Source organism: Mycobacterium nebraskense, from assembly GCF_002102255.1.
In the GTDB taxonomy this organism is placed as follows: domain Bacteria; phylum Actinomycetota; class Actinomycetes; order Mycobacteriales; family Mycobacteriaceae; genus Mycobacterium; species Mycobacterium nebraskense.
The window spans coordinates 1-22,944 of record NZ_LQPH01000037.1; the positions used below are offsets into that span (position 1 = coordinate 1).

Genomic DNA, 22,944 nt, shown 5'->3' on the forward strand with positions numbered 1-22,944 from the left:
CGTCTGGCGGGGGCGCAGCGGCGGGCGGGGGAGCCAGCGGTGCCGGCTGACCGTTGATCCCGGGCGCATCGAGCGGAGCGTCCAGGCCGGCCGGCGCCGGAACCTCGCGCGGCGTCGGGCCCGACAGGGGGCCACCGCACACAGGCCACGCGCCGCGGCCCTGAGTGGCCAGCACGCGCTCGGCGACGGCGATCTGCTGGTCCCTGGTGGCCAATTCGGCGGACGGGGCGTACTGGCCGCCGCCGTGCGAGGCCCAGGTGCTCGAGCTGAATTGCACGCCGCCGTGGTAGCCGTTGCCGGTGTTGATTCCCCAGTTGCCGCCCGACTCGCAACGGGCTACCTGGTCCCATTCGCCGTCGGTGGCCGCGGCCGCTTGGGCGGCCAGGGCGATGCTGCCGCCACCGAGGACCGCGCCGGTGACGGCGATCTTGGCGACGCTGATGTTTGACGTGCTGGGCTTACGGTGACGTCCAGTCATAGGCCGTAAAAAATCCTCTCTCGTCACGCGCCTGCGAGGTCAGCTGTCGGGTTCGGGTTGGAGAGGCCACCCGGCCGTCATCGAACCACTGCGTATCCGCTGTGAAACGACGTCGGCTTCACCCCAAGGGGCCGCACGCGGCCCCAGTCCGATCACGGTGGACCGGTGGGTCCCCCGTCTCCATCCACGGAGGTCGGTGGGCCCCTGCCTATTGGATGGAGCTCGGCGCGATAGGGAGGGGAGGTCCGCCAATTCGGTTGTCTTGGCGAGCCTTCGGAGAAACCTAGCGGTTTATGTTGGTCCCGTCACGTTCTGCGAAACCCGGCGTTTCCCTCGCGGCCATCTGCGAAAAGGCGTGGAACACGCGGCATTCACGCAGGTCATAGCACCCGATATCGGAGCGTGATTGCGTCGTTATCATTCCGTTACGTGAGATATTTCACAGTTTCAGCCGCCGGCAAAGGGGGGTAGAACGTCGATCGTGTTGCCGGTGCGTAAAGGTGCGGTCTCGTCGCGCACCGCGACCCCGTCACACAGGTAGGAACATCTGCCCAACACCGTGGCGAGTCGAGAGCCCCGTGCGGCGATGCGGTCGACCAGCTCGGCCACCGTGGTGCCGGGGCGCACCACCACCGTCTCCGACTCCGCTCCTGCCGCCGCCCGCGCGGCCGCGAAGTAGCGCACCGTCACCTGAATCCCGTCCTGTTGGACGGAGGCCTGGCTCATGGGGCTAGCCACCGATCGCGCTCATCGGACGGTCGGGCTGGATGAAGCTCGGGTCGTTGATGCCGTGACCGGCCGGCTTGCCCCACATCGCGATGCGCCATGCGGTTTCGATCGCGTCGTCGGACGCGCCGGTGCGCAGCAGGGTCCGAAGGTCGGTCTCCTCGACCGAAAACAGGCAGCTGCGGACTTGGCCGTCGGCGGTTAGGCGCGTGCGATCACAGGCCGAACAGAAAGCGTGCGAGACCGACGCGATGACACCGAACTTGCCGCTCGGCGTGCCCGGGCCCGTGTCGACCAGCCAGAGCTCGGCGGGCGCCGATCCGCGCGGCGCCGGGTCCGGACGTAGCCGGAAGTGGGGGCGCAGGGTGTCGAGCACATCGTCGGCACTCAGCGCCGTGCCCCGGCGCCATTGGTGCCCGGCATCCAGCGGCATCTGCTCGATGACCCGCAATTGGTGACCGTGTTCGAGGCAGAACCGCAGCAGCTCGACGACGTCCTCGCGCCCGGTGACGGGGTCGAGCACGGCGTTCACCTTGACCGGCGTCAAGCCCGCGTCGTGGGCGGCGGCCAAGCCGGCGAGCACGTCGTCGAGCCGGTCCCGGCGCGTGATCGCCGCGAAGTGGTCGCGATCCACGCTGTCCATGGACACGTTGACACGGTTCAGCCCTGCCTGGGCGAGGGCGGCGGCGCGCCGCGCCAGTCCGATGCCATTGGTGGTCAGCGAGATCTCCGGACGCGGCCGCAGGCCCGCCGCCGCCGCGACCACCTCTTCGAGGTGCCGCGCCAGCAGGGGCTCGCCACCGGTGAACCGCACGCTGGTGACACCCAGCCGGGTGACGGCGATGTGCATCAGCCGTGCCAGCTCATCGGGACGGAGCAGTTGCTCGCCGGGCAGCCAATCCAACCCCTCGGCGGGCATGCAGTAATTGCACCGCAGGTTGCAGCGGTCGGTCAGTGAGACGCGCAGGTCTGTGGCGACCCGCCCGTAGGTGTCCACCAAGGGGCCCGTTGTCGGCGCGTTCTGCGAGGCGCCGCCGTCGGTGCGGCCCGGCACCGTCGGCAGACCCAGCGCGGTCAGCGTCATGCGGCCATCCCTGAGTAGTGCGACGGCGAACTGACCGGAACGATCTCCTTGCCCAGCGGCATCAACGACACCGGGATGAGTTTGAGGTTGGCCAGCGCCAACGGGATGCCGACGATGGTGATCGCCATCGCCAGCGCGCTGACTAGGTGACCGATCGCGAGCCAGATCCCGAACAGCAGCACCCAGATGATATTTCCGATGAGGGCGCCCGTCCCGGCAGTCGGCTTGTCGACGATCGTGCGGCCGAACGGCCACAACGCGTACGAGGCGATGCGCAGCGACGCGAAGCCAAAGGGGATGGTGATGATCAGCAAGAAGCTGATGAGCGCCGCGACCACGTATCCGGCGGCCATCCACAGGCCGCCGAACACGAGCCAGATGATGTTCAGGATCAGGCGCATATCTCCTCCACCGATGTTGCCCAGCGTACCGAGTAGGGAATAACGGGGGTGCTCGTTAGGCAAGCATCCGAGTAGGATCAAGGACCAAACGGCGTCCTGCGCAGGCGGGACGCCTATTGTGTTGGCCATTCTATTGATCCGTTAGACAAGCAGGTGAGACCAGTGCCGACCGGCAAGGTTAAGTGGTACGACGCCGACAAGGGGTTTGGCTTCCTGTCGCAAGAGGACGGCGAAGACGTGTACGTCCGCTCGTCGGCGTTGCCCGCTGGGGTCGAGGGGCTCAAAGCCGGCCAGCGCGTGGAGTTCGGCATCGCCTCCGGGCGGCGCGGGCCTCAGGCGCTGAGCCTCAAGCTGATTGAGCCACCGCCCAGCCTCACCAAGGCGCGCCGCGAGACGCCCGCCGAGCACAAGCACAGCCCCGACGAGCTGCACGGCATGGTCGAGGACATGATCACGTTGCTGGAGAGCGCCGTGCAGCCCGAGTTGCGCAAGGGGCGCTACCCGGACCGCAAGACGGCTCGACGGGTTTCCGAGGTCGTTCGGGCGGTCGCCCGCGAGCTCGACGCCTAGTTCGTCGGCACACCCGGCGCCCGTCGGGCCACTTGCGCGGTGAAGGTGAGGAAGTGCCGGTCACGGGGTACTCCCACCTCGCCACAGTCGTCGAGCAAGGAGGCTGCGATGGCACAGCAAGCGCACGTCACCGAGGAGCAAGCCAGGGCACTCGCCGAGGAGTCTCGCGAAACCGGTTGGGATAAACCGTCGTTCGCAAAGGAGCTTTTTCTCGGTCGTTTTCCGTTGGAGCTCATCCACCCGTTTCCCAAACCCTCGGCCGCCGACGAGGTGCGCACCCGCGCGTTTCTCGACAAATTGCGCGAATTCCTTCGCGGCGTTGATGGCAGCGTCATCGAACGCGACGCGCAAATTCCCGATGAATATGTGAAGGGTCTGGCCGAACTCGGCTGTTTCGGCATGAAAATTCCATCGGAATACGGCGGCCTGAACATGTCGCAAGTGGCCTACAACCGGGCTCTGATGATGATTTCCTCCGTTCATCCCAGCCTCGGCGCGCTGCTGTCGGCGCATCAGTCGATCGGCGTGCCGGAGCCGCTCAAACTCGCCGGAACCCCGGAGCAGAAGCAGAAGTTCTTGCCCCGGTGTGCCGCGGGCGCCATATCGGCGTTTCTGCTGACGGAACCCGACGTGGGCTCCGATCCGGCCCGACTGGCCTCGACGGCAACACCCGTCGAAGACGGGACGGCCTACGAACTCGACGGCGTGAAGTTGTGGACGACCAACGGCGTGGTCGCCGAATTGCTGGTCGTCATGGCCCGGGTGCCCCGTAGCGATGGGCACCGCGGCGGCATCAGCGCCTTCGTCGTCGAGGCCGATTCGCCCGGGATCACCGTGGAGCGTCGCAACAAATTCATGGGGCTGCGCGGCATCGAGAACGGGGTGACCAGGCTGCACCGCGTCCGGGTGCCCAACGAAAACCTGATCGGCCGCGAGGGCGACGGTTTGAAGATAGCGCTGACCACGCTCAACGCCGGGCGGCTGTCGATTCCCGCGATCGCGACGGGTTCATCGAAGTGGGGGCTGAAGGTGGCGCGCGAGTGGTCCGGGGAGCGTGTGCAGTGGGGCAAGCCGCTGGCCGAGCACGAAGCGGTGGCCCGCAAGATCTCGTTCATCGCCGCGACCAACTATGCGCTCGACGCGGTGCTCGAGCTGTCCGGGCAGATGGCCGACGAAGGGCGCAACGACATCCGGATCGAGGCGGCGTTGGCAAAGCTTTGGTCCAGCGAGATGGCCTGCATCATCGCCGACGAGGTCATGCAGATCCGCGGTGGTCGGGGCTATGAGACGGCGGAGTCCCTGGCCGCGCGCGGCGAACGCGCGGTGCCGGTCGAACAGGTATCGCGTGACCTGCGGATCAATCGCATCTTCGAAGGATCCAGCGAGATCATGAGGCTGCTGATCGCCCGAGAGGCGGTCGATGCCCACCTGTCTGCGGCCGGTGACCTCGCGAAGCCTGACGCTGGTTTGCGGCAGAAGGCCGCCGCGGCGATCGGTGCAAGCGGATTCTACGCAAAGTGGTTGCCGCAACTCGTTTTTGGAGAAGGTCAGCGGCCCAGGGCTTACAGCGAATTCGGCCTGCTGGCCTCACACCTGCGGTTGGTCGAACGCTCCAGCCGCAAGCTGGCCCGCAACACCTTCTACGGGATGGCGCGCTGGCAGGCCAAGCTGGAGCAGCGCCAGGGATTCCTCGGGCGCATCGTCGACATCGGCGCCGAGCTGTTCGCGATGTCCGCGACCTGTGTGCGGGCCGAGGCCCAGCGCGCAGCGGACCCGACGGCCGGTCAACAGGTCTACGAGTTGGCCGATACGTTCTGCCGGCAAGCATCCCTGCGGGTCGAGGCGCTGTTCGAAGCGTTGTGGACCAATACCGACAGCTGCGATGTCCGGCTGACCCGCGAGGTGATGCGGGGCCGTTACGTCTGGCTCGAGGGTGGGATCATCGACCAGTCGGAGGGCACCGGACCGTGGATCTCCCACTGGGAGCAGGGCGCGTCGACCGAGACCAACCTGGCTCGGCGCTTTCTGAGTTCCTAGCCGATGCTGAGCGAAGTATGGGAGATATGGCCACCTATGTTGCCGGGACGGGTGAATTCACTCGCGACACCAACTACATCACCACCCGCATCACCGCGGACGGGCGAGACGGCTATCCCGTAGAGCCCGGCCGGTATCGGCTGATTGTCGCCCGAGCGTGCCCCTGGGCCAACCGCGCCATCATCGTGCGACGACTGCTGGGGTTGGAACACGTTCTCTCCATTGGGTTTTGCGGGCCCACCCATGACGAACGCAGTTGGACGTTCGATCTGGATCCGGGGGGCGTCGACCCTGTGCTGCAGATCCCGCGGCTTCAGGACGCGTACTTCAAACGGTTCCCCGGCTACCCGAAAGGCATCACGGTTCCGGCGCTTGTCGATGTCCCCTCCGGCGCGGTCGTCACCAATGATTTCGCGCAGATGACCCAGGACTTCTCGACGGAATGGACCGCCTACCATCGCGCCGGTGCGCCCGAGCTATACCCCGAGCGACTGCGCGCCGAGATCGACGAGGTGAACAAGCGGGTCTACACCGAGATTAACAACGGGGTGTATCGGTGCGGCTTCGCCGGCTCGCAACAGGCGTACGAGGCGGCCTACGATCGGCTGTTCGCAGCCTTGGACTGGGTGAGCGACCGCCTGGCCAATCAGCGATATCTGGTGGGCGACACCGTAACCGAGGCCGACGTACGGCTGTTCACCACGCTGGCCCGCTTCGACCCGGTCTACCACGGGCATTTCAAGTGCAACCGAAGCAAGCTGAGCGAGATGCCGGTGTTGTGGGCGTATGCGCGTGACCTGTTCCAGACGCCGGGGTTCGGCGACACCGTCGACTTCGTCCAGATCAAGCAGCACTACTACATCGTGCACGCCGACATCAACCCCACCGGCATCGTGCCCAAGGGACCCGACCTGACGGGCTGGCTGTCACCGCATGGCCGGGAGGCGTTGGGCGGCAAGCCTTTCGGAGAGGGGACACCTCCCGGTCCGCCGGTCGAAGGGGAGCGCGTGCCCGCCGGGCACGGCGCCTAATCTCTTCGTGCCCGCATCGGGCCGGCGCGCTCAATAGGTAAGGCGCACTGACCATTCCGCGTGCGGGACATCGCGCAGTTCGCCGCCGGGGTCCATCACGAGCGTCAGCAACTGCACGACTATCCCGACCATGCGTCCACGGTGTGGGTCGACCGGGGGGATGGTGACCGCGAACCGGGTGTTGGGCCGAAAGATGGTGCTGGTGGTGTTGGTCGGGTCCTCGTACACCTGCAGCAGCCGCCACGGTGCCCGGTAGATTGCGTCGGGCACCGAGAGCTGCACCGGATAGCGCTCGCTGACCTTCAGCTCGCCCTGGGCTTGGGGCGTGTCACAGTCGTCGAGGTTGAGCACGCTGCAGTACAGGTAGGGTCCCACCCTCGCGAGGTGGCCGTGCGAGTACGCGCTGATCTCGGGGCGCTGCGGACCGGACGGGCGCACCAGCAGCCAGGTGCCGACCCCGACGGCCACGCACAACAGCATCATCAAGCCCGCGAGCAGCAGGGCCACACCGCGTTTCACTCGGGCACCACCGCCGGCCTGCCGCGACGCGTGCCCTCCTGCTCGACCATCACGGGCCGGTTACCTCCGAGGCCGGGGATCAGCGAGTTCCCTTGGAAGCTGACGAGCGTCTGCGCCAACCCGAGAATTAGTAGGGCCGTGACCGCGGTGAAGCCGACCCACAGGTCGGTGTAGACCAAGACGCCCACCGCGCCACCCAGCACCCAGGCCAGCTGCAGTGTCGACTCCGAGCGTCCGAATCCCGAGGCGCGTGATTCCTCGGGCAGATCGTCCTGCAACGAGGCGTCCAGCGAGGCCTTCGCGATAGCACTGGAGCCCGCCGTGACCAGGGTGGCAATCACGGCCGCCACGAGGGTGCCCGCCACCGAGGCCGCCAACGCGACCGCCGAGACCGCCAGCGTGCAGCGCACCACCAGCACGGCCGGCCGGCCGAGCTGCAGGCGTGCGGCGGCGAAGTTGCCGGCGAAGTTGCCGATGCCGGCCGCCGCGCCGATCATTCCGAGCATGCCCAGCTGAACCCAACCGTTGGCTTGGTGCGCCTTGGCGACAAACGCCGGGTACAAGAACAGGAAGCCGACCATGACCTTGATGGTGCAGTTGCCCCACAACGAGGTAATGATGTTGCGGCCCAGCGGTTGTCGCAGCGTTCCACCGACCTTCTTGACTGCTTGTGGCCAATGTCGCCGCAGTGGTTCGCTGTCCTGGCGGTAGCTCAAGGTCGCCGGCACCTCGCCCGCCGTCACCTCGACCCAGCGCGGGATCCGCATCGACAGTGAGGCACCGACGATCGTGACCGCGATGACGACGAACAACGCGCCGGGCAGCTTGAACAGGTGGGTGCAGACGAACTCGACGCCCGCCGCGATGGCCCCGCCGGCGATGGTGCCGCCGAGCAGACCGAACACGGTCAGCCGGGAGTTCACCCGCACCAGGTCGATGGTCGGCGGCATGACCCGCGGCGTCACGGCGCTGCGCAGCACGCTGAAGGACTTGGAGAACACCATCATGGCCAGCGCGCACGGGTAGAGCACCCACGACGGGTAGCTCCCGGTGGCGCCGTCGTAGTTCATGATCAGCACCAGCGCCAGTGCCGTCCGCAAAACGAACGATGCGGCGAGGGCGACCCGCCGGCCGTGCTGCAACCGGTCCAGCGCCGGGCCGATGAGCGGCGCGATGACCGCGAACGGCGCGATGGTGATGAGCAGATACAACGCCACCCGGCCCTTGCTCTCTCCGGTTGCCGCGGCAAAGAACAATGTGTTGGCCAGCGCCACGGCCATCGCGGCGTCCACCGCGAAGTTCGCCACCACCGGCCACGTCAGCGCCGTCAGACCGGACTTGTCGGCGCCGTCGGCGGTGGCGGCGCGTTGCACCATCCAATACATCCGCGAGCCCATCTCGCGGCTTCGCTGTGCGGCGGCGCGGGTGACGGTGATCCGTTCACCGGCGGCGGCACTAGGCGGGGGTGCGCTGTCGCTTCGATCCGGCTCCGACTGCTGGCCGATGGGCGGTAGGTAGCGATTGGCGCTCGGCATCGGCGGTGGCCGGCGCGGCCGGCGGTTGGCGGCATCATCGGCGGGGTAATTGGCCGTGCCCGGATGTTGATTGGTAGCTCCATTACGGGGCCGGCGACCCGGAGTGGAGGCCACGCGGCCCGGATCGTCACGCCACCGTCCAGACACGTTCCGATTCTCCCCTATGCCGACGACATGCGTCTGCAGGTAACGGGGCGTGGCTCGCCAACCTAGTATTGGAACCGCAATGCAGGAAGGGGACATCGTGACCGGGCCCATCGAGGAATCCGCCGTGGCGATCGTGGCCGACTGGCCAGAGGGGCTGGCGGCCGTGCTCACGGGCGCAATGGAGCAGGCCAGGGCCGCCGTCGTGGAGTTCAGCGGCGCGGAGGCGGTCGGCGATTACCTGGGCGTCAGCTACGAGGATCCGGCCGCCGCCACTCACCGGTTCCTGGCGCATTTGCCCGGTTATCAGGGCTGGCAATGGGCCGTCGTCGTCGCCGCGCATCCCGGCGCCGACCACGCCACCGTCAGCGAAGTGGTGCTGATCCCGGGTCCGACGGCGTTGCTGGCGCCCGAGTGGGTCCCGTGGGATCGGCGGGTGCGGCCGGGGGACTTGAGCCCCGGAGACCTGCTGGCCCCGGCCGCAGACGATCCGCGGTTGGTTCCCGGCTATGCAGCCAGCGGTGACGCACAGGTCGACGAGACCGCCGATGAAGTCGGACTGGGCCGCCGCTGGGTGATGAGCGCCTGGGGCCGCGCGGAGGCAGCCGAGCGATGGCACACCGGAGAGCACGGTCCCGACTCGCCGATGGCGCGCTCGACCAAACGGGTGTGCCGCGACTGCGGGTTCTTCCTCCCGTTGGCGGGATCGCTCGGCGCGATGTTCGGCGTCTGCGGCAACGAACTGTCGGCCGACGGGCAGATCGTCGACAAGCAGTACGGTTGCGGCGCGCATTCGGATACCCAGGCGCAGGCGGGTACCGGTTCGCCCATGTACGAGCCATACGACGATGGCGTGCTCGACGTCGTGGAGGCGCCGCCTGAGCCGGCCGAGACATCCGAGGCGCAGCCGGAGGCTCCCGAGTCGCCGACCGAGCCACCCGAATCCCACACCCAGGACGTCCAGCCAGACGGCAGCCCGGAGGAGTCGGCATCAGCGCCCGAGACGCCGGAGCCGCGGTCAGAGGTGCCGCAGTCAGAAGCGCCGGAGTCGCAGCCCGAGCAGCTCGAGGCGGATTAGCCCTTTTCGGCGGCGGCCTTGATCTTGGCCAACGAGGTGTTCATTCCCTCGAGCAATTCGCGTTCGAAGTTGGTGGTCCCACCCAAGAGCGCATTCACCGTCAGGTTCGAGACCGCGGTCACGCCGTTCTCGGCGTGACGGCTTTCAATCAGCCGGGTGCCCTCGCCGGTGGGTTGGAGCTCGTAACTCCAGATCGTGTGGTTGGCGTCGACTCGGAACGCAAGCTTGGTCTCGGGGATGACCTCGACGACCGTGGACGTGGTCGGCCAGAACATTCGGTTACGGCGATTGATGTTGATGCTGCGCATGCCCTGGCGCAGCGGACCGAAGGTCTTCATCCAACGGCATTGTGGGCTCCATTCCGGCATCCGCCGAAGATCGGATATCAACCCCCACACCGTGGAAACCGGTGCGTCGATATCGATTTGCGCTTGCAGTAGTGGAGCTACCATCGGTCCTCCCGGGTCCGTGATGGGTGCGAAACCTAGCCGTGGTCGAGATAGTTTTCGAGTCCGTCTTGCGCGCCGCGTGCGCCTCGACGGGCCTCCGCGAGTTGTAACACGAAGATGCTCGTGCCGAGCACTCCCACTCCGAGCCCCGCCAGGGTCACCGGGCGCCAGCACTGGAGGGCCGGCACGAGAAATGCGGCGGCCGCCGCGACCAGCCAGCCGAGCGCGCCAAGGGCGATGAAGGGCCACGCGTTGAGCAGTGCGGGCGGCAGCGGCGGCGCCTCGCGGTTCTGGCCGGGTTCGACAGACATCGCGATTAACATAGCCGCCGGTGCGGTCCGCCGGTACACCCACGTGCGCGGCGGGGACCAACCGAAAAGGCCTGGGCAGCCGGGTTTACGCGCCCACGCAAGCGGTTCGGCGATATTCGGGGCGCACAGCGCTGCGGATGAGCCCGTCGTTCACCGGTTCGTATCCCTATTCCTTGAGGTTCCGTGTAACCTCGCGCCATGCCTGACAGCGATGCGCGGCTGGCCAGCGACCTGTCGCTGGCGGTCATGCGGCTGGCCCGCCAACTCCGGTTCCGAAACCCGTCATCGCCGGTGTCGTTGTCCCAGCTGTCGGCGCTGGCCACGCTGGCCAACGAGGGCCCGATGACGCCCGGCGCGCTCGCGATCCGCGAACGGGTCCGTCCGCCGTCGATGACCCGCGTGATTGCCTCACTGGCCGACATGGGCCTGGTGGACCGTGCCCCGCATCCGATCGACGGCCGGCAGGTGCTGGTCTCGGTTTCCCAATCCGGTGCCGAGTTGGTCAAGGCGACCCGGCGCGCCCGTCAGGAGTGGCTGGCCAAACGGCTGGCGACGCTCGACAGCGAGCAACGTGACACCCTGCGCAACGCGGCCGACTTGATGTTGGCCTTGGTCGACGAAGGCCCGTGAGCGACGGAACCGATGGCCTGAACGTTCAGGACGTTGACGATCCCGAGGACCCGCGGCTCGACGATTTCCGCGACCTCAACAGTGTCGATCGTCGTCCTGATCTGCCCTCCGGCAAAGGCCTGGTGATCGCGGAAGGCGTGCTGGTCGTCCAGCGCATGCTGGCCTCCCGATTCACCCCGCATGCCCTGCTGGGGACCGAGCGCCGGCTCGCCGAGCTCGCCGACGACCTGGCGGGCAGCGCCGTGCCGTTCTACCGGGCCTCCGCCGACGTGATGGCGCAAGTGGTGGGCTTTCACCTCAATCGTGGCGTGCTGGCGGCCGCCCGCAGGGTGCCGGAACCCAGCGTGGCCGAGCTGGTCGAGCGCGCCCGGACCGTCGCGGTGCTCGAGGGCGTCAACGATCACGAGAACCTGGGCTCGATCTTTCGCAACGCGGCCGGGCTGGGCGTGGACGCGGTGGTGTTCGGCAGCGGCTGCGCCGACCCGCTGTACCGTCGCGCCGTGCGGGTCTCCATGGGCCACGCCTTGCTGGTCCCGTACGCCCGAGCGACGGACTGGCCCGCCGAGCTGGCAGTGCTGAAAGAGAACGGATTTCGGCTGCTGGCGATGACCCCGCACAGCAAGGCCTGCGCCCTGCCGGAGGCCATGGCGGCCGTGCGTGACGAACGCGTCGCGGTGGTGGTGGGCGCCGAGGGACCGGGCCTCACGCCGGCGACGCTGCGCGCGAGCGACGTGCGTGTGCGCATCCCGATGTCGCGCGGCACCGACTCGCTCAATGTCGCCACTGCGGCCGCTTTGGCGTTCTACGAACGGGCTAGGCTCGGCTCGTGACCGACGATTCCGTGCCCTGGGCAACGGGTTTGACGGTCGCCGGGTTCGTCGCCGCAGTCACCGGCGCCGCCATTGTGGTGCTCAGTCTGGGACTGATCCGGGTGCATCCACTGCTGGCGGTCGGGCTCAACGTCGTCGCGGCCGGCGGGCTGGCGCCGACGCTGTGGGGTTGGCGGCACAAGCTGGTGCTGCGCTGGTTCCTACTGGGCGCGGGAATCGGGGTCGCGGGAGCGTGGCTGACGCTGCTCGCGCTGACGGTGGCGCGGTAGCGGCTAGCGCTGTCCGCCCGAGCGCACGCCGAGCAGCACGTCCTCCCAAGCCGGAATGACCGGCTTACCCCGTCGGGTGTGCACCGGTTGCTCTTGCGGAGCGGGCTGCTCTTGCGCAGCGGGGGCGGCGGGCTTCACCGGCTCCTCGAAGTCGACGTGGGACACCCGCGCGAGCGGCCGCAGCGGACGCTCGAAGTTCGGGTCGATCAGCTCCTTGGCCCCATCATCGATTGCGGCGACCGTTCCGCCGTGCGCGCCGGGTGCGAAACAGAAGTGCGCGATGTTGTCGGAGCGGCCAGCCTTCCACGCAAGCTGCACTGTCCAGCGGCTGTCTTCGTTGCGCCAGGCATCCCAGCTGAGCCTGTCGGGTTCCAGACCGCGCGTCACCAGGGCGGCGCTCACGGTTTCCAGCAGGGTGAGCACCGCGGGGCCATCCGCGAGCACCGGATGCGCGGCCGTTGCCAGCTCCGCGGCGCGAGCACGTTCCAGCAGCACCGGGTGAGCGAACCGGCGGACCCGCGAGATGTCGGAGCCCGACGCCGCGGCCACTTGCTCGACGGAGGCGCCGGCCCGGATCTTGGCCTGAATCTCTTTGGGGCTCAGCATGTTGGTGACCTGGATGTCGAGCTGCGGTTGCTCCGGCGGCGCGGCGTCGCCGCGCACGGCGGCCTTCAGCTGATCGTCGACCGCGAGCTTGAACGGTTCGCCAGGATCGTCGGCCTCACAGATGATGTGTTTGCCGTCGGCATCGACCCCTACCATTTTGAGTTCCCGCATGGTTTCTCCTCGCAGGCTCCGTGCAGGTCGACGGACCCGTCTCGTGCGCACTCTAGTGCAGCTAACGCCCACAACCTGTGCTGACACGCTGGGCGGTTGCGTGCTGATTGCGAGACGGTTACAGCCGCTCGACGACCCAGTCGACGCATTGCGTCAGGGCGCTGACGTCGTCGGGGTCGACCGCCGGGAACATCCCGACCCGCAATTGGTTGCGGCCGAGTTTGCGGTACGGCTCGACGTCGACGATGCCGTTTGCCCGCAAAATCTTTGCGACGGCCGCGGCGTCGACGTCGTCGACGAAATCGATGGTGCCGACCACCTGGGAACGCAAGGCGGGGTCGGCGACGAACGGCGTGGTGTACGGCCGCTCCTGGGCCCAGGAGTACAACCGCTGCGACGAGTCGGCCGTGCGCTTGACGGCCCAGTCCAGTCCGCCGTTGCCCAGCATCCAGTCGATCTGCTCGGCCATCAGCGCCAGGGTGCCGATCGCCGGGGTGTTGTACGTCTGGTTCTTCAGGCTGTTGTCCACCGCGATGGGCAGCGACAGGAAGTCGGGAACCCAGCGGCCGGACCCGGCGATGGACTCGACCCGCGCCAGCGCTGCCGGGCTCATGATGGCCAGCCACAGGCCGCCATCGCTGGCGAAATTCTTCTGTGGCGAGAAGTAGTAGGCATCGGTCTCGGTGATCTCGACCGGAAGGCCACCGGCGCCCGAGGTGGCGTCGATGACGACCAGCGCGTCGCCCGAGTCGGCGGGACGGCGGATGGGCACCGCCACCCCGGTCGACGTCTCGTTGTGCGCCCAGGCGATCACATCGACCGAGGGATCGCTCTGCGGCTCGGGTGCGCTGCCGGCATCCGCCTTGATGACGATGGGATCGCCGATGAAGGGGTTGTTGGCGACCGCCGAGGCGAACTTCGCGCTGAACTCGCCGAAGGACAGGTGCAGCGAGCGCTTGTCGATCAACCCGAACGCCGCGGCGTCCCAGAACGCCGTCGCGCCGCCGTTGCCGAGGATGACCTCGTAACCGTCTGGCACCGAGAACAGCTCGGCCACCCCCGACCGGACTCGGCCAACGAGATTCTTGACGGGCGCCTGGCGGTGCGACGTGCCGAACAGCGAGGCCGCGGTGGTCGTCAGCGCCTGCAACTGTTCGGGCCGGACCTTGGAAGGGCCGCATCCGAAGCGGCCGTCGCGGGGTTTGATGTCAGCGGGAACCTCGAGCGAGTCAGCCATGCCCATCAGGGTAGTGAGCGCATGTGACCGGCGGCGCGGCGGTCCGATTGCCGGCGCCCGGGCCCCGTGCAAAACGCCTGGCCGCGCCGCGCGCGGTGTTTGACCCGCTGTGAGGCAGGGCACACCAAAACCCTGACCACTGGTCAGCCCACAGGACCCGCAAGGGGTCTAGAAGATATCCGGTACCTGCGGTACTGTCTGGACACAGCACGTCCAAATGTAAACCTCTTTGGGGAGGCGTGGATATGGCCAGGACACGTATGGTTCGGCGCTGGCGCCGCAACATGGAAGTGCGCGACGACACCGAATACGTCGACATGCTCGCTACCCTGTCCGAGGGGTCGGTGCGGCGAAACTTCAACCCCTACACCGACATCGACTGGGACTCAGCGGAATTCGCCGTCACTGAGAACGATCCTCGATGGATCCTGCCGACGACCGATCCGTTGGGGCGCCACCCCTGGTACCTGGCGCAGTCCGACGAACGCAAGATCAAGATCGGCATGTGGCGCCAGGCCAACGTCGCCAAGGTCGGGCTGCACTTCGAATCGATCCTGATCCGCGGCCTGATGAACTACACGTTCTGGGTGCCGAACGGATCCCCCGAATACCGGTACTGCTTGCACGAATCGGTCGAAGAGTGCAACCACACCATGATGTTTCAGGAGATGGTCAACCGCGTCGGCGCCGATGTCCCCGGCATGCCGCGGCTGCTTAGGTGGCTCTCGCCGTTGGTTCCGCTGGTGGCCGGCCCCTTGCCGGTGGCGTTCTTCATCGGGGTGCTCGCCGGGGAGGAGCCGATCGACCACACGCAGAAAAACGTTCTCCGCGAGGGCAAGTCGTTACACCCGATCATGGAGCGGGTGATGGCCATTCACGTGGCTGAGGAAGCGCGCCACATTTCCTTTGCCCACGAGTTCCTGCGCAGGCGCGTGCCGCAATTGACGCGCCGACAGCGGTTTTGGACGGCGCTGTACCTGCCGCTGACAATGAAGGCCTTGTGCCGGGCAATCGTGGTGCCGCCCAAGGCGTTCTGGCAGGAGTTCGATATCCCGCGCGAGGTGAAGAAGGAGCTCTTCTTCCGGTCGCCGGAATCGCGAAAGTGGCTGAGCGACATGTTCGGTGACGTCCGGATGCTGGCCCACGACACCGGCCTGATGGAGACGCGCTCCGCGCGCCTCATGTGGCGGGTCTGCAAAATCGACGGCAAGCCGTCGCGCTACCGCAGCGAGCCGCAGCGCCAGCAGTTGGCCGCGTAGGACCGCACGGGTAATCGTCTATGCCGCACGTTATTACCCAGTCGTGCTGTAACGACGGGTCCTGCGTCTTCGCGTGTCCGGTGAACTGCATTCACCCCACGCCAGACGAGCCCGGCTTCGCCACCTCGGAGATGCTCTACATCGATCCGGTGGCCTGTGTGGACTGCGGCGCGTGCGTGAGCGCGTGCCCCGTCGGCGCGATCGCGCCGGACACCCGGCTGGACGCCAAGCAGCTGCCGTTCGTCGAGATCAACGCATCCTTCTACCCGGAGCGGCCCGAGGGTGAGAAGTTGCCGCCGACGTCGAAGCTGGCCCCGGTGATTCCGGCTGCCCAGGTGCGTGCCCGCCGCCAGCCGCTGACCGTGGCAATCGTGGGGTCCGGGCCGGCTGCGATGTATGCCGCCGACGAACTGCTCACCCAGCATGGCGTGCGGGTCAACGTCTTTGAGAAGCTGCCCACCCCCTACGGGCTGGTGCGCGCCGGTGTGGCGCCCGATCACCAGAACACCAAACGGGTCACCCGGCTGTTCGACCGAGTCGCCGGTGATCGCCGCTTCCGGTTCTACCTCAACGTTGAGGTCGGCAGGCACCTGAGTCACGCCGATCTTCTGGCTCACCACCACGCCGTGGTGTACGCCGTCGGGGCCCCTGACGACCGTCGCCTGGACATCCAGGGCATGGGCCTGCCTGGCACCGGAACCGCTACCGAATTGGTTGCCTGGATCAACGGGCACCCCGACTTGGCGGATCTGCCAGTCGATCTCAGCCACGAGCGGGTGGTGATCGTCGGCAACGGAAACGTCGCCCTCGACGTGGCCCGTGTGCTCACCGCGAATCCTGACGACCTGGCCCGCACCGACATCTCCGATCGTGCGTTGGCGGCGCTTCGCGCTTCCGCGGTCCGCGAAGTGGTGGTCGCCGCCCGGCGCGGCCCCGCCCAGTCGGCGTTCACGCTGCCCGAACTGATCGGGCTCACGGAGTCGTCCGACGTTGTGCTCAGCGCGGCCGACCAGGAGCTGGTGGCGGCCGATCTCGCGACCGGGACGGACCATGTGACGAAGCGCAAGCTGGAAGTCCTGAACAATCTCCGTGACGATTCGGCGCCGGCCCAAGAGCTCGGGCGTCCCCGAATCCGGCTGGCCTATCAGCTCACCCCGAAGCGCGTACTGGGTGATCAACGCGCCACCGGCGTGGAGTTCGCCGTCACCGGCACCGACGAGCTCCGCCAACAGGACGCGGGCCTGGTGCTGACGTCAATTGGCTACCGCGGCAAACCGATTCGCGATCTGCCGTTTGACCAGTCGGCGGCCGTTGTTCCCAACGACAGCGGTCGTGTCGTTGATCCCGGCTCCGGCGCACCGGTTGGCGGAGCGTATGTCGCGGGCTGGATCAAGCGGGGTCCGAGCGGGTTCATCGGCACGAACAAATCGTGTTCCTTGCAGACCGTTGGGGCCCTGGTAGCCGACTTCAACGCCGGCAGGCTGAGCGATCCGGTGGCCGACGCAGAGGCGCTGGCCAAGTTGGTACAGGCCCGGCAGCCCGACGCCGTCGATGCCCGCGGCTGGCGAGCCATCAACGCCGCCGAGATCGCGCGCGGCGGCGCCGACGGCCGGCCGCGGAGCAAATTCACTGAGGTCGCCGACATGCTCGCCGCCGCCGCCGCCGCCGAGCCGGCGCCACCGCCGCGGCGCCGGCTGCTGGACCGGCTGCTTGGCTAGCTGGTGCCCTGCCCGGACATCGCGGCCTGGATCTCGTCGTAGCCGACCTCGCGGACCGGCTGCCCCAACGACCAGTGGTGGCCGAACGGGTCGGCGACCACGCCGTAGCGGTCACCCCAGAACTGATCGTCCAACGGAGCGACCACGGTGGCGCCCGCGTCCAGCGCCCGCTGGAATTTGGCGTCGACGTCGGTGACGGTCAGGTGGATGGTGACCGGGGTGCCGCCCAATGACTTGGGCGTCATCGACTTGCCACCACACATCTCGGGGAAATCGTCGTTGAGCATGACCAAAAAGCCGTTGATGCGCACCGCGGCGTGGACGAGTTTTCCGTCTGGACGAGGCACGCGCCCCAGCTCTTCAGCGCTGAAAGCCTTGACGTAGAAGTCGATTGCGGCGGCGGCGTCGTCCACCACCAGGTGGGGGGACAGGGCGGGTTCGATGTTGAGCGCCATTGTGATTCTCCTTGCTGTCGGTTCCCAGGCCGGCCCGGGACGGGCAGGCTCGCGAGTTATGACCGCGCCCGCGACGCAAACTCATCGCGGCGACACTCATTCAATCGCCGGGCACCGACAACCCGGTCCGCCTCAGGCGTTGGTGAGGCTGCGGTCCCAACCTTCGACCGATTCCGGGCTGCGCGGGGCCGGCCCCACATAGATGGCCGACGGGCGCACCAGCTTGCCGAGCCGTTTCTGCTCGAGGATGTGCGCGCACCAGCCCGCGGTGCGCCCGCAGGTGAACATCGCCGGCATCATGTTGGCCGGTACCTGCGCGAAGTCCAGGATCACCGCTGCCCAGAACTCGACGTTGGTCTCGATGGCGCGGTCCGGGCGGCGCTCGCGCAACTCGGTCAGGGCGGCCTGCTCCAGCGCGACCGCAACCTCGTGGCGCGGCGCGCCCAGCCGCTCGGCGGTCGCGCGCAGCACCCGCGCCCGCGGGTCCTCCGCGCGGTAGACCCGGTGTCCGAAGCCCATCAGCTTGTCGCCGCTATCCAAGATCCTCTTGACCAGGCCGCGGGCGTCGCCGGTGCGCTCGACCTCTTCGATCATCGGCAGGACCCGCGCCGGCGCTCCGCCGTGCAGCGGCCCGCTCATGGCCCCGATCGCCCCGGACAACGCTGCGGCCACGTCGGCGCCGGTCGAGGCGATCACCCGCGCGGTGAACGTGGAGGCGTTCATGCCGTGTTCGGCGGCCGAGACCCAGTAGGCGTCAATCGCCTCGACGTGCCGCGGGTCCGGCTCGCCCTGCCAGCGCGTCATGAAACGGGCTGTGACAGTTGAGCATTCGTCGATGACGCGCTGAGGTACCGCGGGCTGGTAGATGCCACGCGCCGACTGCGCGACGTAGGACAGCGCCATCACCGATGCCCGGGCCAGTTGGTCGCGGGCGGTGGCGTCGTCGGTGTCGAGCAGGGGCCGGTAGCCCCAGATCGGCGCCAGCATCGCCAGGCCCGCCTGCACGTCGACGCGCACGTCGCCGGTGTGGATGGGTAGCGGGAAGGGCTCGGCGGGGGGCAAACCGTGGCCGAACTTGCCGTCGACCAGCAGGCCCCACACGTCGCCGAAGGTGACCTGCTGATTCACCAGGTCTTGTATGTCGACGCCGCGGTAGCGCAGCGCACCGCCGTCTTTATCCGGTTCGGCGATCTCGGTGGTGAAGGCCACCACACCTTCGAGGCCGGGGACAAAGTCTTCGGGGACCACAGTCATACGAAAATTCTCGCACCCCACCTTCGGGCCGACGCTACCGGCCGGTAGGCAGCCCCGGTAGCGTTGGCGCGATGGCAGGACCAGACAGTGAGCACCTGCAGCGGATGCGTGTGGAATACGGATCGGCGGAAAAGGACGGCAGTCCCGATCTCGACGCGGATTGGCTCGACGACGGTTGGGTTGCCTTGCTGCGCAAATGGATCGACGATGCCGAGCGGTCCGGCGTCGCCGAGCCCAACGCCATGGTGCTGGCCACCGTGGCCGACGGCTGGCCAACGAGCCGATCGGTGTTGTGCAAGAGCGTGGACGAGTCCGGGATCACATTTTTCACCAACTATGACTCGGCCAAGGGCGCCGACCTGGCGGCGACGCCGTACGCGTCGGTGACGTTTCCCTGGTACCAGCTGGGGCGGCAGGTCCACCTCCGCGGGCCGGTGAGCAAGGTCACCCCGGAGGTCACCGAGGACTACTGGTCCAAACGGCCGCGCGGCTCGCAGCTGGGCGCGTGGGCATCGCACCAGTCCCGCCCGATCGCGTCGCGCGCGGTGCTGCTCGACCAGCTGGCAGAGGTGAGCGCGCGCTTCGCCGACCGGGAGCAGGTTCCACTGCCACCGGGCTGGGGCGGCTATCTGCTTGCTCCGGAGTCGGTCGAATTTTGGCAGGGCCGGGAGAACCGGTTGCATAACCGGATCCGGGTCACCGGCGCTCTGGTCGAGCGCCTCCAGCCCTAGCCCGCTCCGAGGGTCGGTACGACGCAACCGACCCGACCCCGGGCAGGCACGCGAACGCGACAACGACTACCTTCACCTATAAGCACCAAGTCAGGGCAGCCATACCAGCCAGAGCGCAAAGGGGTTCTCGTGGCCGACACCGACGACACCGCAACTCTGAAGTACCCGGGGGGCGAGATCAATCTGGAGATCGTTCGCGCCACCGAAGGTGCTGACGGGATTGCGCTCGGTTCCCTGTTGTCCAAAACCGGGCACACCACGTTCGACAACGGCTTCGTCAACACCGCCGCGTGCAAGAGCTCCATCACCTACATCGACGGCGACGCCGGAATTCTGCGTTACCGCGGCTACCCGATCGAGCAGCTCGCCGAGAAGTCGACCTTCATCGAGGTGAGCTACCTACTGATCTACGGCGAGCTGCCCAACAAGGACCAGCTCGCGGAATTCACCAAGCGGATCCAGCTGCACACCATGCTGCACGAGGACCTGAAGCGCTTCTTCGACGGTTTCCCGCGTAATGCGCACCCCATGCCGGTGTTGTCCAGCGTGGTGAACGCGTTGAGCGCCTACTATCCCGACGCGCTCGACCCGATGGACAACAACCAGGTCGAGCTGTCGACCATCCGCCTGCTCGCAAAATTGCCCACCATCGCCGCGTACGCCTACAAGAAGTCCGTCGGCCAGCCGTTCCTCTACCCGGACAACAAGCTGTCGTTGGTGGAGAACTTCCTGCGGATGACGTTCGGGTTGCCGGCCGAGCCCTATCAGGCCGATCCCGAGGTGGTCCGGGCGCTGGACATGCTGCTCATCCTGCACGCCGACCACGAGCAGAACTGCTCGACGTCGACGGTGCGGCTGGTCGGGTCGTCGCGCGCCAACCTGTTCACCTCGATCTCCGGCGGCATCAACGCGCTGTGGGGGCCGCTGCACGGCGGCGCCAACCAGGCGGTGCTCGAGATGCTCGACCAGATCCGCGAAAGTGGCGATGACGTCAGCGAGTTCGTCCGCAAGGTGAAGAACCGCGAAGAGGGCGTCAAGCTGATGGGCTTCGGCCACCGCGTCTACAAGAACTACGACCCGCGCGCCCGGATCGTCAAGGAACAGGCCGACAAGATCCTGGCGAAGCTCGGCGGCGACCCGCTACTGGACATCGCCAAGGAACTGGAAGAGGCGGCGCTGACCGACGACTACTTCATCGAGCGCAAGCTGTACCCGAACGTCGACTTCTACACGGGGCTGATCTACCGGGCCCTCGGCTTCCCGGTCCGGATGTTCACCGTGCTGTTCGCGTTGGGCCGGCTGCCCGGCTGGGTTGCGCACTGGCGCGAGATGCACGACGAGGGTGACAGCAAGATCGGCCGTCCGCGCCAGATCTACACCGGTTACACCGAGCGCGACTACACCACCATCGACGCTCGGTAGTGGCGATCGCGAGCGCGGCGTAGCCGGGTGAAGCGGGTCGCCACCATCACGTAGTGGCGATCGCGAGCGCGGCGTAGCCGGGTGAAGCGGGTCGCCAGCATCAGGTAGTGGCGATCGCGAGCGCGGCGTAGCCGGGTGAAGCGGGTCGCCACCGTCAGGTAGTCACAGCGTGGCCAGCACCGCCATGGCGGCGTTGTGCCCGCCGACGCCCGACACCGCACCGCCGCGGCGGGCGCCGGAGCCGCACAGCATGATCCGCTCGTGCTCGGTGGCCACCCCCCATTGCCGCGCCGGGGTGTCCAGCGGGTCGTCGTCGTCCGCGAACGGCCACGACAGTCCGCCGTGGAAGATGTTGCCGGCAGTCATCCGCAGTGTGCGATGCAAGTCAAGGGTGGTCGTCGTCTCGATGCAGGGGCGGTCCTTTGCGTCGCTCATCAATACTTCCTGAATCGGCTCGGCCAGAACGGAATTCAGTGACGCCAGTACCGACTGGGTCAGCCGGTCACGCAGGGCGCCGGAGTAGGTGCCGTCGTACAGCGAGTGCGGGGTGTGCAGGCCGAACACCGTCATCGTGTGGGCGCCCGACGCGCGCAGGTCGGCCGACAAGATGGTCGGGTCGGTCAGCGAATGGCAATAGGCTTCGCAGGGCAGCGGATTCGGGATATGCCCGGTGGCCGCGCGCGAATACCCGCTGTCCAGTTGGGTCCAGGTCTCGTTCACATGGAACGTCCCGGCGAAGGCCTGTTCGGGTGTAACGCCGTCGTCGCGCAACCGAGGCAGGCGCCGCAGCACCATGTTCACCTTGACTTGTGCGCCCTGGGCGGGGGTCGGCGGTCGTTCGCCGAGCAGGCCGGCCAGTACCGTCGGTGTGACTCCCGCAAGGACGAACCGGGCCCGGATCAGCCGCTCCTTGTCGCCGGTGCGGTATCGCACCACGCCGTCGGGCTCGACGGCGTAAACCTCTGCGCCGGTGATGATTTGGGCACCGTGGCCGACGGCGGCTGCCGCCAGGGCATCGGTCAGCGCGCCCATCCCGCCGACGGGGACATCCCAGTCCCCGGTCCCACCGCCGAGCACGTGATACAGGAAGCAGACATTCTGGATCAGCGACGGGTCACCGAGGCGCGCGAACGTTCCGATCAGCGCGTCGGTCGCGATCACGCCGCGGACCACGTCGTTGCCGACGGCGGAAGTGATGGCATGGCCGATAGGCTCGTCGACCAAGGCGCGCCACGCGCCCGCCGCCTCGTGATCACCGCCTTTCAGGACGTGCCGCCGGGCCTGCTCGCGGGTGCGCAGCGGTTCGAGCAGCGTCGGCCAGAGCCGTTCGGTCACCAGCCTGCAGCGTTGATAGAAGGCGGCGAACCCGTGCTCATCGGGGCCGGCGCCGATCGCGGCGAACGTCTCACCGGCCGACCCGATCAATAGCCCCCTGCGGCCGTCGGTGCCAGGGTCGGGCGTGTACGAGGAATACCGCCGCCGGGCCAGCCGCACCGCGGCGCCCAGGTCGTCGACGATGCGGGGCGGTAACAAGCTGACCAGGTAGGAGTACCGCGACAGCCGAACCCCCAGACCGTCGAAGGCCTCCGCAGAGACGGCGGCTCCGCCGATGTGTCCCAGCCGCTCCAGCAACCGCACCCGAAGACCGGCTCGAGCCAGGTAAGCCGCCGCGACCAGGGCGTTGTGACCGCCACCTACGACGACGACGTCGACATCTGCCGCGTGTTGGCTCAGCTCAGGTAACCCTCGACCTCGTCGGGAGGACGCACCTCGGCCTCGCGCGGGTCCCCGCCGCTTTCACGCAGCGCCCGACGCTGCCGCAGCAGGTCCCAACACTGGTCGAGCTCGACCTCGAGGCGCCGCAGGCGATCATGCTCGTCCGATTCGGAGATGTCGCGCTGTTGCAGCTGTGCCCGCAGGGCTTTCTCCTCGGCGACCAGATCGCGGATGCGTGCCAGGGTTTCGTTGTCGGTCGGTTTCTTGCCGTCGGCCATCGCTC

At 67.6% G+C, this 22,944-nt stretch carries 25 protein-coding genes, 1 pseudogene and 1 riboswitch; of the genes and pseudogenes, 11 read left to right on the plus strand and 15 right to left on the minus strand.

Translation table 11 applies throughout. The features are described 5' to 3' along the window. From AWC17_RS04130 to AWC17_RS04145, 4 genes are all read right to left on the minus strand, one after another. A partial coding sequence (locus AWC17_RS04130) for a transglycosylase family protein (RefSeq protein WP_141224476.1) occupies positions 1-478 on the minus strand: 478 nt, incomplete at its 3' end. A gap of 12 nt (positions 479-490) precedes the next feature. Further along, positions 491-687, minus strand: a riboswitch (cyclic di-AMP (ydaO/yuaA leader). Positions 688-925: 238 nt separating this feature from the next. Further along, entirely contained in the window at positions 926-1,204 is a 279-nt protein-coding gene (locus tag AWC17_RS04135; protein ID WP_046184973.1) for a MoaD/ThiS family protein, read from the minus strand. A 4-nt stretch (positions 1,205-1,208) separates the two neighbouring features. Further along, on the minus strand, positions 1,209-2,288 hold the full coding sequence (gene moaA, locus AWC17_RS04140) for a GTP 3',8-cyclase MoaA (protein WP_046184972.1): 1,080 nt from the start codon (positions 2,286-2,288) through the stop codon (positions 1,209-1,211). Beyond that, complete coding sequence (locus AWC17_RS04145; RefSeq protein ID WP_046184971.1) at positions 2,285-2,689, minus strand: YccF domain-containing protein; 405 nt, start codon at positions 2,687-2,689, stop codon at positions 2,285-2,287. Before AWC17_RS04145 ends, moaA begins: the two co-directional genes overlap by 4 nt. A 162-nt stretch (positions 2,690-2,851) precedes the next feature. Between AWC17_RS04145 and AWC17_RS04150 the strand changes: the two genes are divergently transcribed. The 3 genes from AWC17_RS04150 (at position 2,852) to AWC17_RS04160 (ending at position 6,327) form a co-directional block, all read left to right on the plus strand. Beyond that, positions 2,852-3,259, plus strand: a complete 408-nt coding sequence (locus AWC17_RS04150; RefSeq protein ID WP_046184970.1) for a cold-shock protein — start codon at positions 2,852-2,854, stop codon at positions 3,257-3,259. 108 nt (positions 3,260-3,367) lie between these two features. Further along, positions 3,368-5,296: an acyl-CoA dehydrogenase family protein gene (locus AWC17_RS04155; protein WP_046184969.1), complete on the plus strand. Its 1,929-nt coding sequence runs from the start codon at positions 3,368-3,370 to the stop codon at positions 5,294-5,296. A gap of 26 nt (positions 5,297-5,322) precedes the next feature. Further along, the gene (locus tag AWC17_RS04160) at positions 5,323-6,327 is read left to right on the plus strand and encodes a glutathione S-transferase family protein (RefSeq protein WP_046184968.1); all 1,005 of its coding nucleotides are present in this window, start codon (positions 5,323-5,325) and stop codon (positions 6,325-6,327) included. A 30-nt stretch (positions 6,328-6,357) separates the two neighbouring features. Here the strand turns inward: AWC17_RS04160 and AWC17_RS04165 are convergent, their stop codons facing one another. Both AWC17_RS04165 and AWC17_RS04170 read right to left on the minus strand, forming a co-directional pair. After that, a complete protein-coding gene (locus tag AWC17_RS04165; RefSeq protein WP_082123077.1) occupies positions 6,358-6,846 on the minus strand; it encodes a DUF2771 domain-containing protein in 489 nt (162 codons plus the stop codon). Further along, the gene (locus tag AWC17_RS04170; protein ID WP_046184975.1) at positions 6,843-8,495 is read right to left on the minus strand and encodes an MFS transporter; all 1,653 of its coding nucleotides are present in this window, start codon (positions 8,493-8,495) and stop codon (positions 6,843-6,845) included. The genes AWC17_RS04165 and AWC17_RS04170 overlap by 4 nt, the downstream gene beginning before the upstream one ends. A gap of 130 nt (positions 8,496-8,625) precedes the next feature. Here AWC17_RS04170 and AWC17_RS04175 point away from each other — a divergent pair. After that, positions 8,626-9,408, plus strand: a pseudogene (locus AWC17_RS04175) (DUF3027 domain-containing protein); the annotation flags it as partial. A gap of 191 nt (positions 9,409-9,599) precedes the next feature. Here the strand turns inward: AWC17_RS04175 and AWC17_RS04180 are convergent. Continuing rightward, on the minus strand, positions 9,600-10,055 hold the full coding sequence (locus AWC17_RS04180; RefSeq protein WP_046184966.1) for an SRPBCC family protein: 456 nt from the start codon (positions 10,053-10,055) through the stop codon (positions 9,600-9,602). Between the two features lie 32 nt (positions 10,056-10,087). Beyond that, on the minus strand, positions 10,088-10,363 hold the full coding sequence (locus AWC17_RS04185; RefSeq protein WP_046184965.1) for a DUF2530 domain-containing protein: 276 nt from the start codon (positions 10,361-10,363) through the stop codon (positions 10,088-10,090). Positions 10,364-10,561: 198 nt separating this feature from the next. Between AWC17_RS04185 and AWC17_RS04190 the strand changes: the two genes are divergently transcribed. From AWC17_RS04190 to AWC17_RS04200, 3 genes are read left to right on the plus strand one after another with little or no spacing between them, the layout of a single operon-like run. Then, on the plus strand, positions 10,562-10,993 hold the full coding sequence (locus tag AWC17_RS04190) for an Rv0880 family HTH-type transcriptional regulator (protein ID WP_046184964.1): 432 nt from the start codon (positions 10,562-10,564) through the stop codon (positions 10,991-10,993). After that, a complete protein-coding gene (locus AWC17_RS04195) occupies positions 10,990-11,823 on the plus strand; it encodes a TrmH family RNA methyltransferase (RefSeq protein WP_085164315.1) in 834 nt (277 codons plus the stop codon). Before AWC17_RS04190 ends, AWC17_RS04195 begins: the two co-directional genes overlap by 4 nt. Continuing rightward, positions 11,820-12,092, plus strand: a complete 273-nt coding sequence (locus AWC17_RS04200) for a DUF2537 domain-containing protein (protein WP_046186513.1) — start codon at positions 11,820-11,822, stop codon at positions 12,090-12,092. The genes AWC17_RS04195 and AWC17_RS04200 overlap by 4 nt, the downstream gene beginning before the upstream one ends. 3 nt (positions 12,093-12,095) lie before the next feature. Here AWC17_RS04200 and sepH read toward each other — a convergent pair whose 3' ends face one another. Both sepH and serC read right to left on the minus strand, forming a co-directional pair. Continuing rightward, a complete protein-coding gene (gene sepH / locus AWC17_RS04205; protein ID WP_046186514.1) occupies positions 12,096-12,869 on the minus strand; it encodes a septation protein SepH in 774 nt (257 codons plus the stop codon). Positions 12,870-12,987: 118 nt separating this feature from the next. Next, positions 12,988-14,112, minus strand: coding sequence for a phosphoserine transaminase (serC, locus tag AWC17_RS04210; protein ID WP_372517408.1), 1,125 nt, complete (start codon positions 14,110-14,112; stop codon positions 12,988-12,990). 239 nt (positions 14,113-14,351) lie between these two features. Between serC and AWC17_RS04215 the strand changes: the two genes are divergently transcribed. Both AWC17_RS04215 and AWC17_RS04220 read left to right on the plus strand, forming a co-directional pair. Next, on the plus strand, positions 14,352-15,365 hold the full coding sequence (locus AWC17_RS04215; RefSeq protein WP_046186515.1) for an AurF N-oxygenase family protein: 1,014 nt from the start codon (positions 14,352-14,354) through the stop codon (positions 15,363-15,365). Between the two features lie 20 nt (positions 15,366-15,385). Then, complete coding sequence (locus AWC17_RS04220; protein ID WP_085164317.1) at positions 15,386-17,083, plus strand: FAD-dependent oxidoreductase; 1,698 nt, start codon at positions 15,386-15,388, stop codon at positions 17,081-17,083. Here AWC17_RS04220 and AWC17_RS04225 read toward each other — a convergent pair. Together AWC17_RS04225 and AWC17_RS04230 are read right to left on the minus strand one after the other, a co-directional pair. Further along, entirely contained in the window at positions 17,080-17,538 is a 459-nt protein-coding gene (locus tag AWC17_RS04225; protein ID WP_046184842.1) for a VOC family protein, read from the minus strand. The two genes, AWC17_RS04220 and AWC17_RS04225, sit on opposite strands and share 4 nt — an antisense overlap. 132 nt (positions 17,539-17,670) lie before the next feature. Continuing rightward, the gene (locus AWC17_RS04230; protein ID WP_046184841.1) at positions 17,671-18,792 is read right to left on the minus strand and encodes a citrate synthase 2; all 1,122 of its coding nucleotides are present in this window, start codon (positions 18,790-18,792) and stop codon (positions 17,671-17,673) included. A gap of 71 nt (positions 18,793-18,863) precedes the next feature. On the opposite strand from AWC17_RS04230, the gene pdxH reads away from it, so the two are divergent. Then, a complete protein-coding gene (gene pdxH, locus AWC17_RS04235; RefSeq protein WP_046184840.1) occupies positions 18,864-19,523 on the plus strand; it encodes a pyridoxamine 5'-phosphate oxidase in 660 nt (219 codons plus the stop codon). Positions 19,524-19,652: 129 nt separating this feature from the next. After that, positions 19,653-20,945, plus strand: a complete 1,293-nt coding sequence (locus tag AWC17_RS04240; RefSeq protein ID WP_046184839.1) for a citrate synthase — start codon at positions 19,653-19,655, stop codon at positions 20,943-20,945. Here AWC17_RS04240 and AWC17_RS32500 read toward each other — a convergent pair. From AWC17_RS32500 to AWC17_RS04255, 3 genes are read right to left on the minus strand one after another with little or no spacing between them, the layout of a single operon-like run. After that, positions 20,921-21,097 (minus strand): hypothetical protein, encoded by a 177-nt coding sequence (locus tag AWC17_RS32500; protein WP_156174165.1) that lies wholly within the window; start codon positions 21,095-21,097, stop codon positions 20,921-20,923. The genes AWC17_RS04240 and AWC17_RS32500 overlap by 25 nt on opposite strands. Before the next feature lie 10 nt (positions 21,098-21,107). Beyond that, entirely contained in the window at positions 21,108-22,679 is a 1,572-nt protein-coding gene (locus tag AWC17_RS04250) for a phytoene desaturase family protein (RefSeq protein WP_046184838.1), read from the minus strand. After that, complete coding sequence (locus AWC17_RS04255) at positions 22,676-22,939, minus strand: DUF2630 family protein (RefSeq protein WP_046184837.1); 264 nt, start codon at positions 22,937-22,939, stop codon at positions 22,676-22,678. Before AWC17_RS04255 ends, AWC17_RS04250 begins: the two co-directional genes overlap by 4 nt. Positions 22,940-22,944 lie beyond the last annotated feature (5 nt).

Bases quoted from the DNA above. Each gene is read 5' to 3' on its own strand.
- AWC17_RS04190 (WP_046184964.1), top strand. From the start codon at position 10,562: ATGCCTGACAGCGATGCGCGGCTGGCCAGCGACCTGTCGCTGGCGGTC.
- moaA (WP_046184972.1), bottom strand. From the start codon at position 2,288: ATGACGCTGACCGCGCTGGGTCTGCCGACGGTGCCGGGCCGCACCGAC.
- AWC17_RS04215 (WP_046186515.1), top strand. From the start codon at position 14,352: ATGGCCAGGACACGTATGGTTCGGCGCTGGCGCCGCAACATGGAAGTG.
- serC (WP_372517408.1), bottom strand. From the start codon at position 14,112: ATGGGCATGGCTGACTCGCTCGAGGTTCCCGCTGACATCAAACCCCGC.
- AWC17_RS04180 (WP_046184966.1), bottom strand. From the start codon at position 10,055: ATGGTAGCTCCACTACTGCAAGCGCAAATCGATATCGACGCACCGGTT.
- AWC17_RS04255 (WP_046184837.1), bottom strand. From the start codon at position 22,939: ATGGCCGACGGCAAGAAACCGACCGACAACGAAACCCTGGCACGCATC.
- AWC17_RS04220 (WP_085164317.1), top strand. From the start codon at position 15,386: ATGCCGCACGTTATTACCCAGTCGTGCTGTAACGACGGGTCCTGCGTC.
- AWC17_RS04225 (WP_046184842.1), bottom strand. From the start codon at position 17,538: ATGGCGCTCAACATCGAACCCGCCCTGTCCCCCCACCTGGTGGTGGAC.
- sepH (WP_046186514.1), bottom strand. From the start codon at position 12,869: ATGCGGGAACTCAAAATGGTAGGGGTCGATGCCGACGGCAAACACATC.
- AWC17_RS04155 (WP_046184969.1), top strand. From the start codon at position 3,368: ATGGCACAGCAAGCGCACGTCACCGAGGAGCAAGCCAGGGCACTCGCC.
- AWC17_RS04145 (WP_046184971.1), bottom strand. From the start codon at position 2,689: ATGCGCCTGATCCTGAACATCATCTGGCTCGTGTTCGGCGGCCTGTGG.
- AWC17_RS04185 (WP_046184965.1), bottom strand. From the start codon at position 10,363: ATGTCTGTCGAACCCGGCCAGAACCGCGAGGCGCCGCCGCTGCCGCCC.
- pdxH (WP_046184840.1), top strand. From the start codon at position 18,864: ATGGCAGGACCAGACAGTGAGCACCTGCAGCGGATGCGTGTGGAATAC.
- AWC17_RS04230 (WP_046184841.1), bottom strand. From the start codon at position 18,792: ATGACTGTGGTCCCCGAAGACTTTGTCCCCGGCCTCGAAGGTGTGGTG.
- AWC17_RS04135 (WP_046184973.1), bottom strand. From the start codon at position 1,204: ATGAGCCAGGCCTCCGTCCAACAGGACGGGATTCAGGTGACGGTGCGC.
- AWC17_RS04160 (WP_046184968.1), top strand. From the start codon at position 5,323: ATGGCCACCTATGTTGCCGGGACGGGTGAATTCACTCGCGACACCAAC.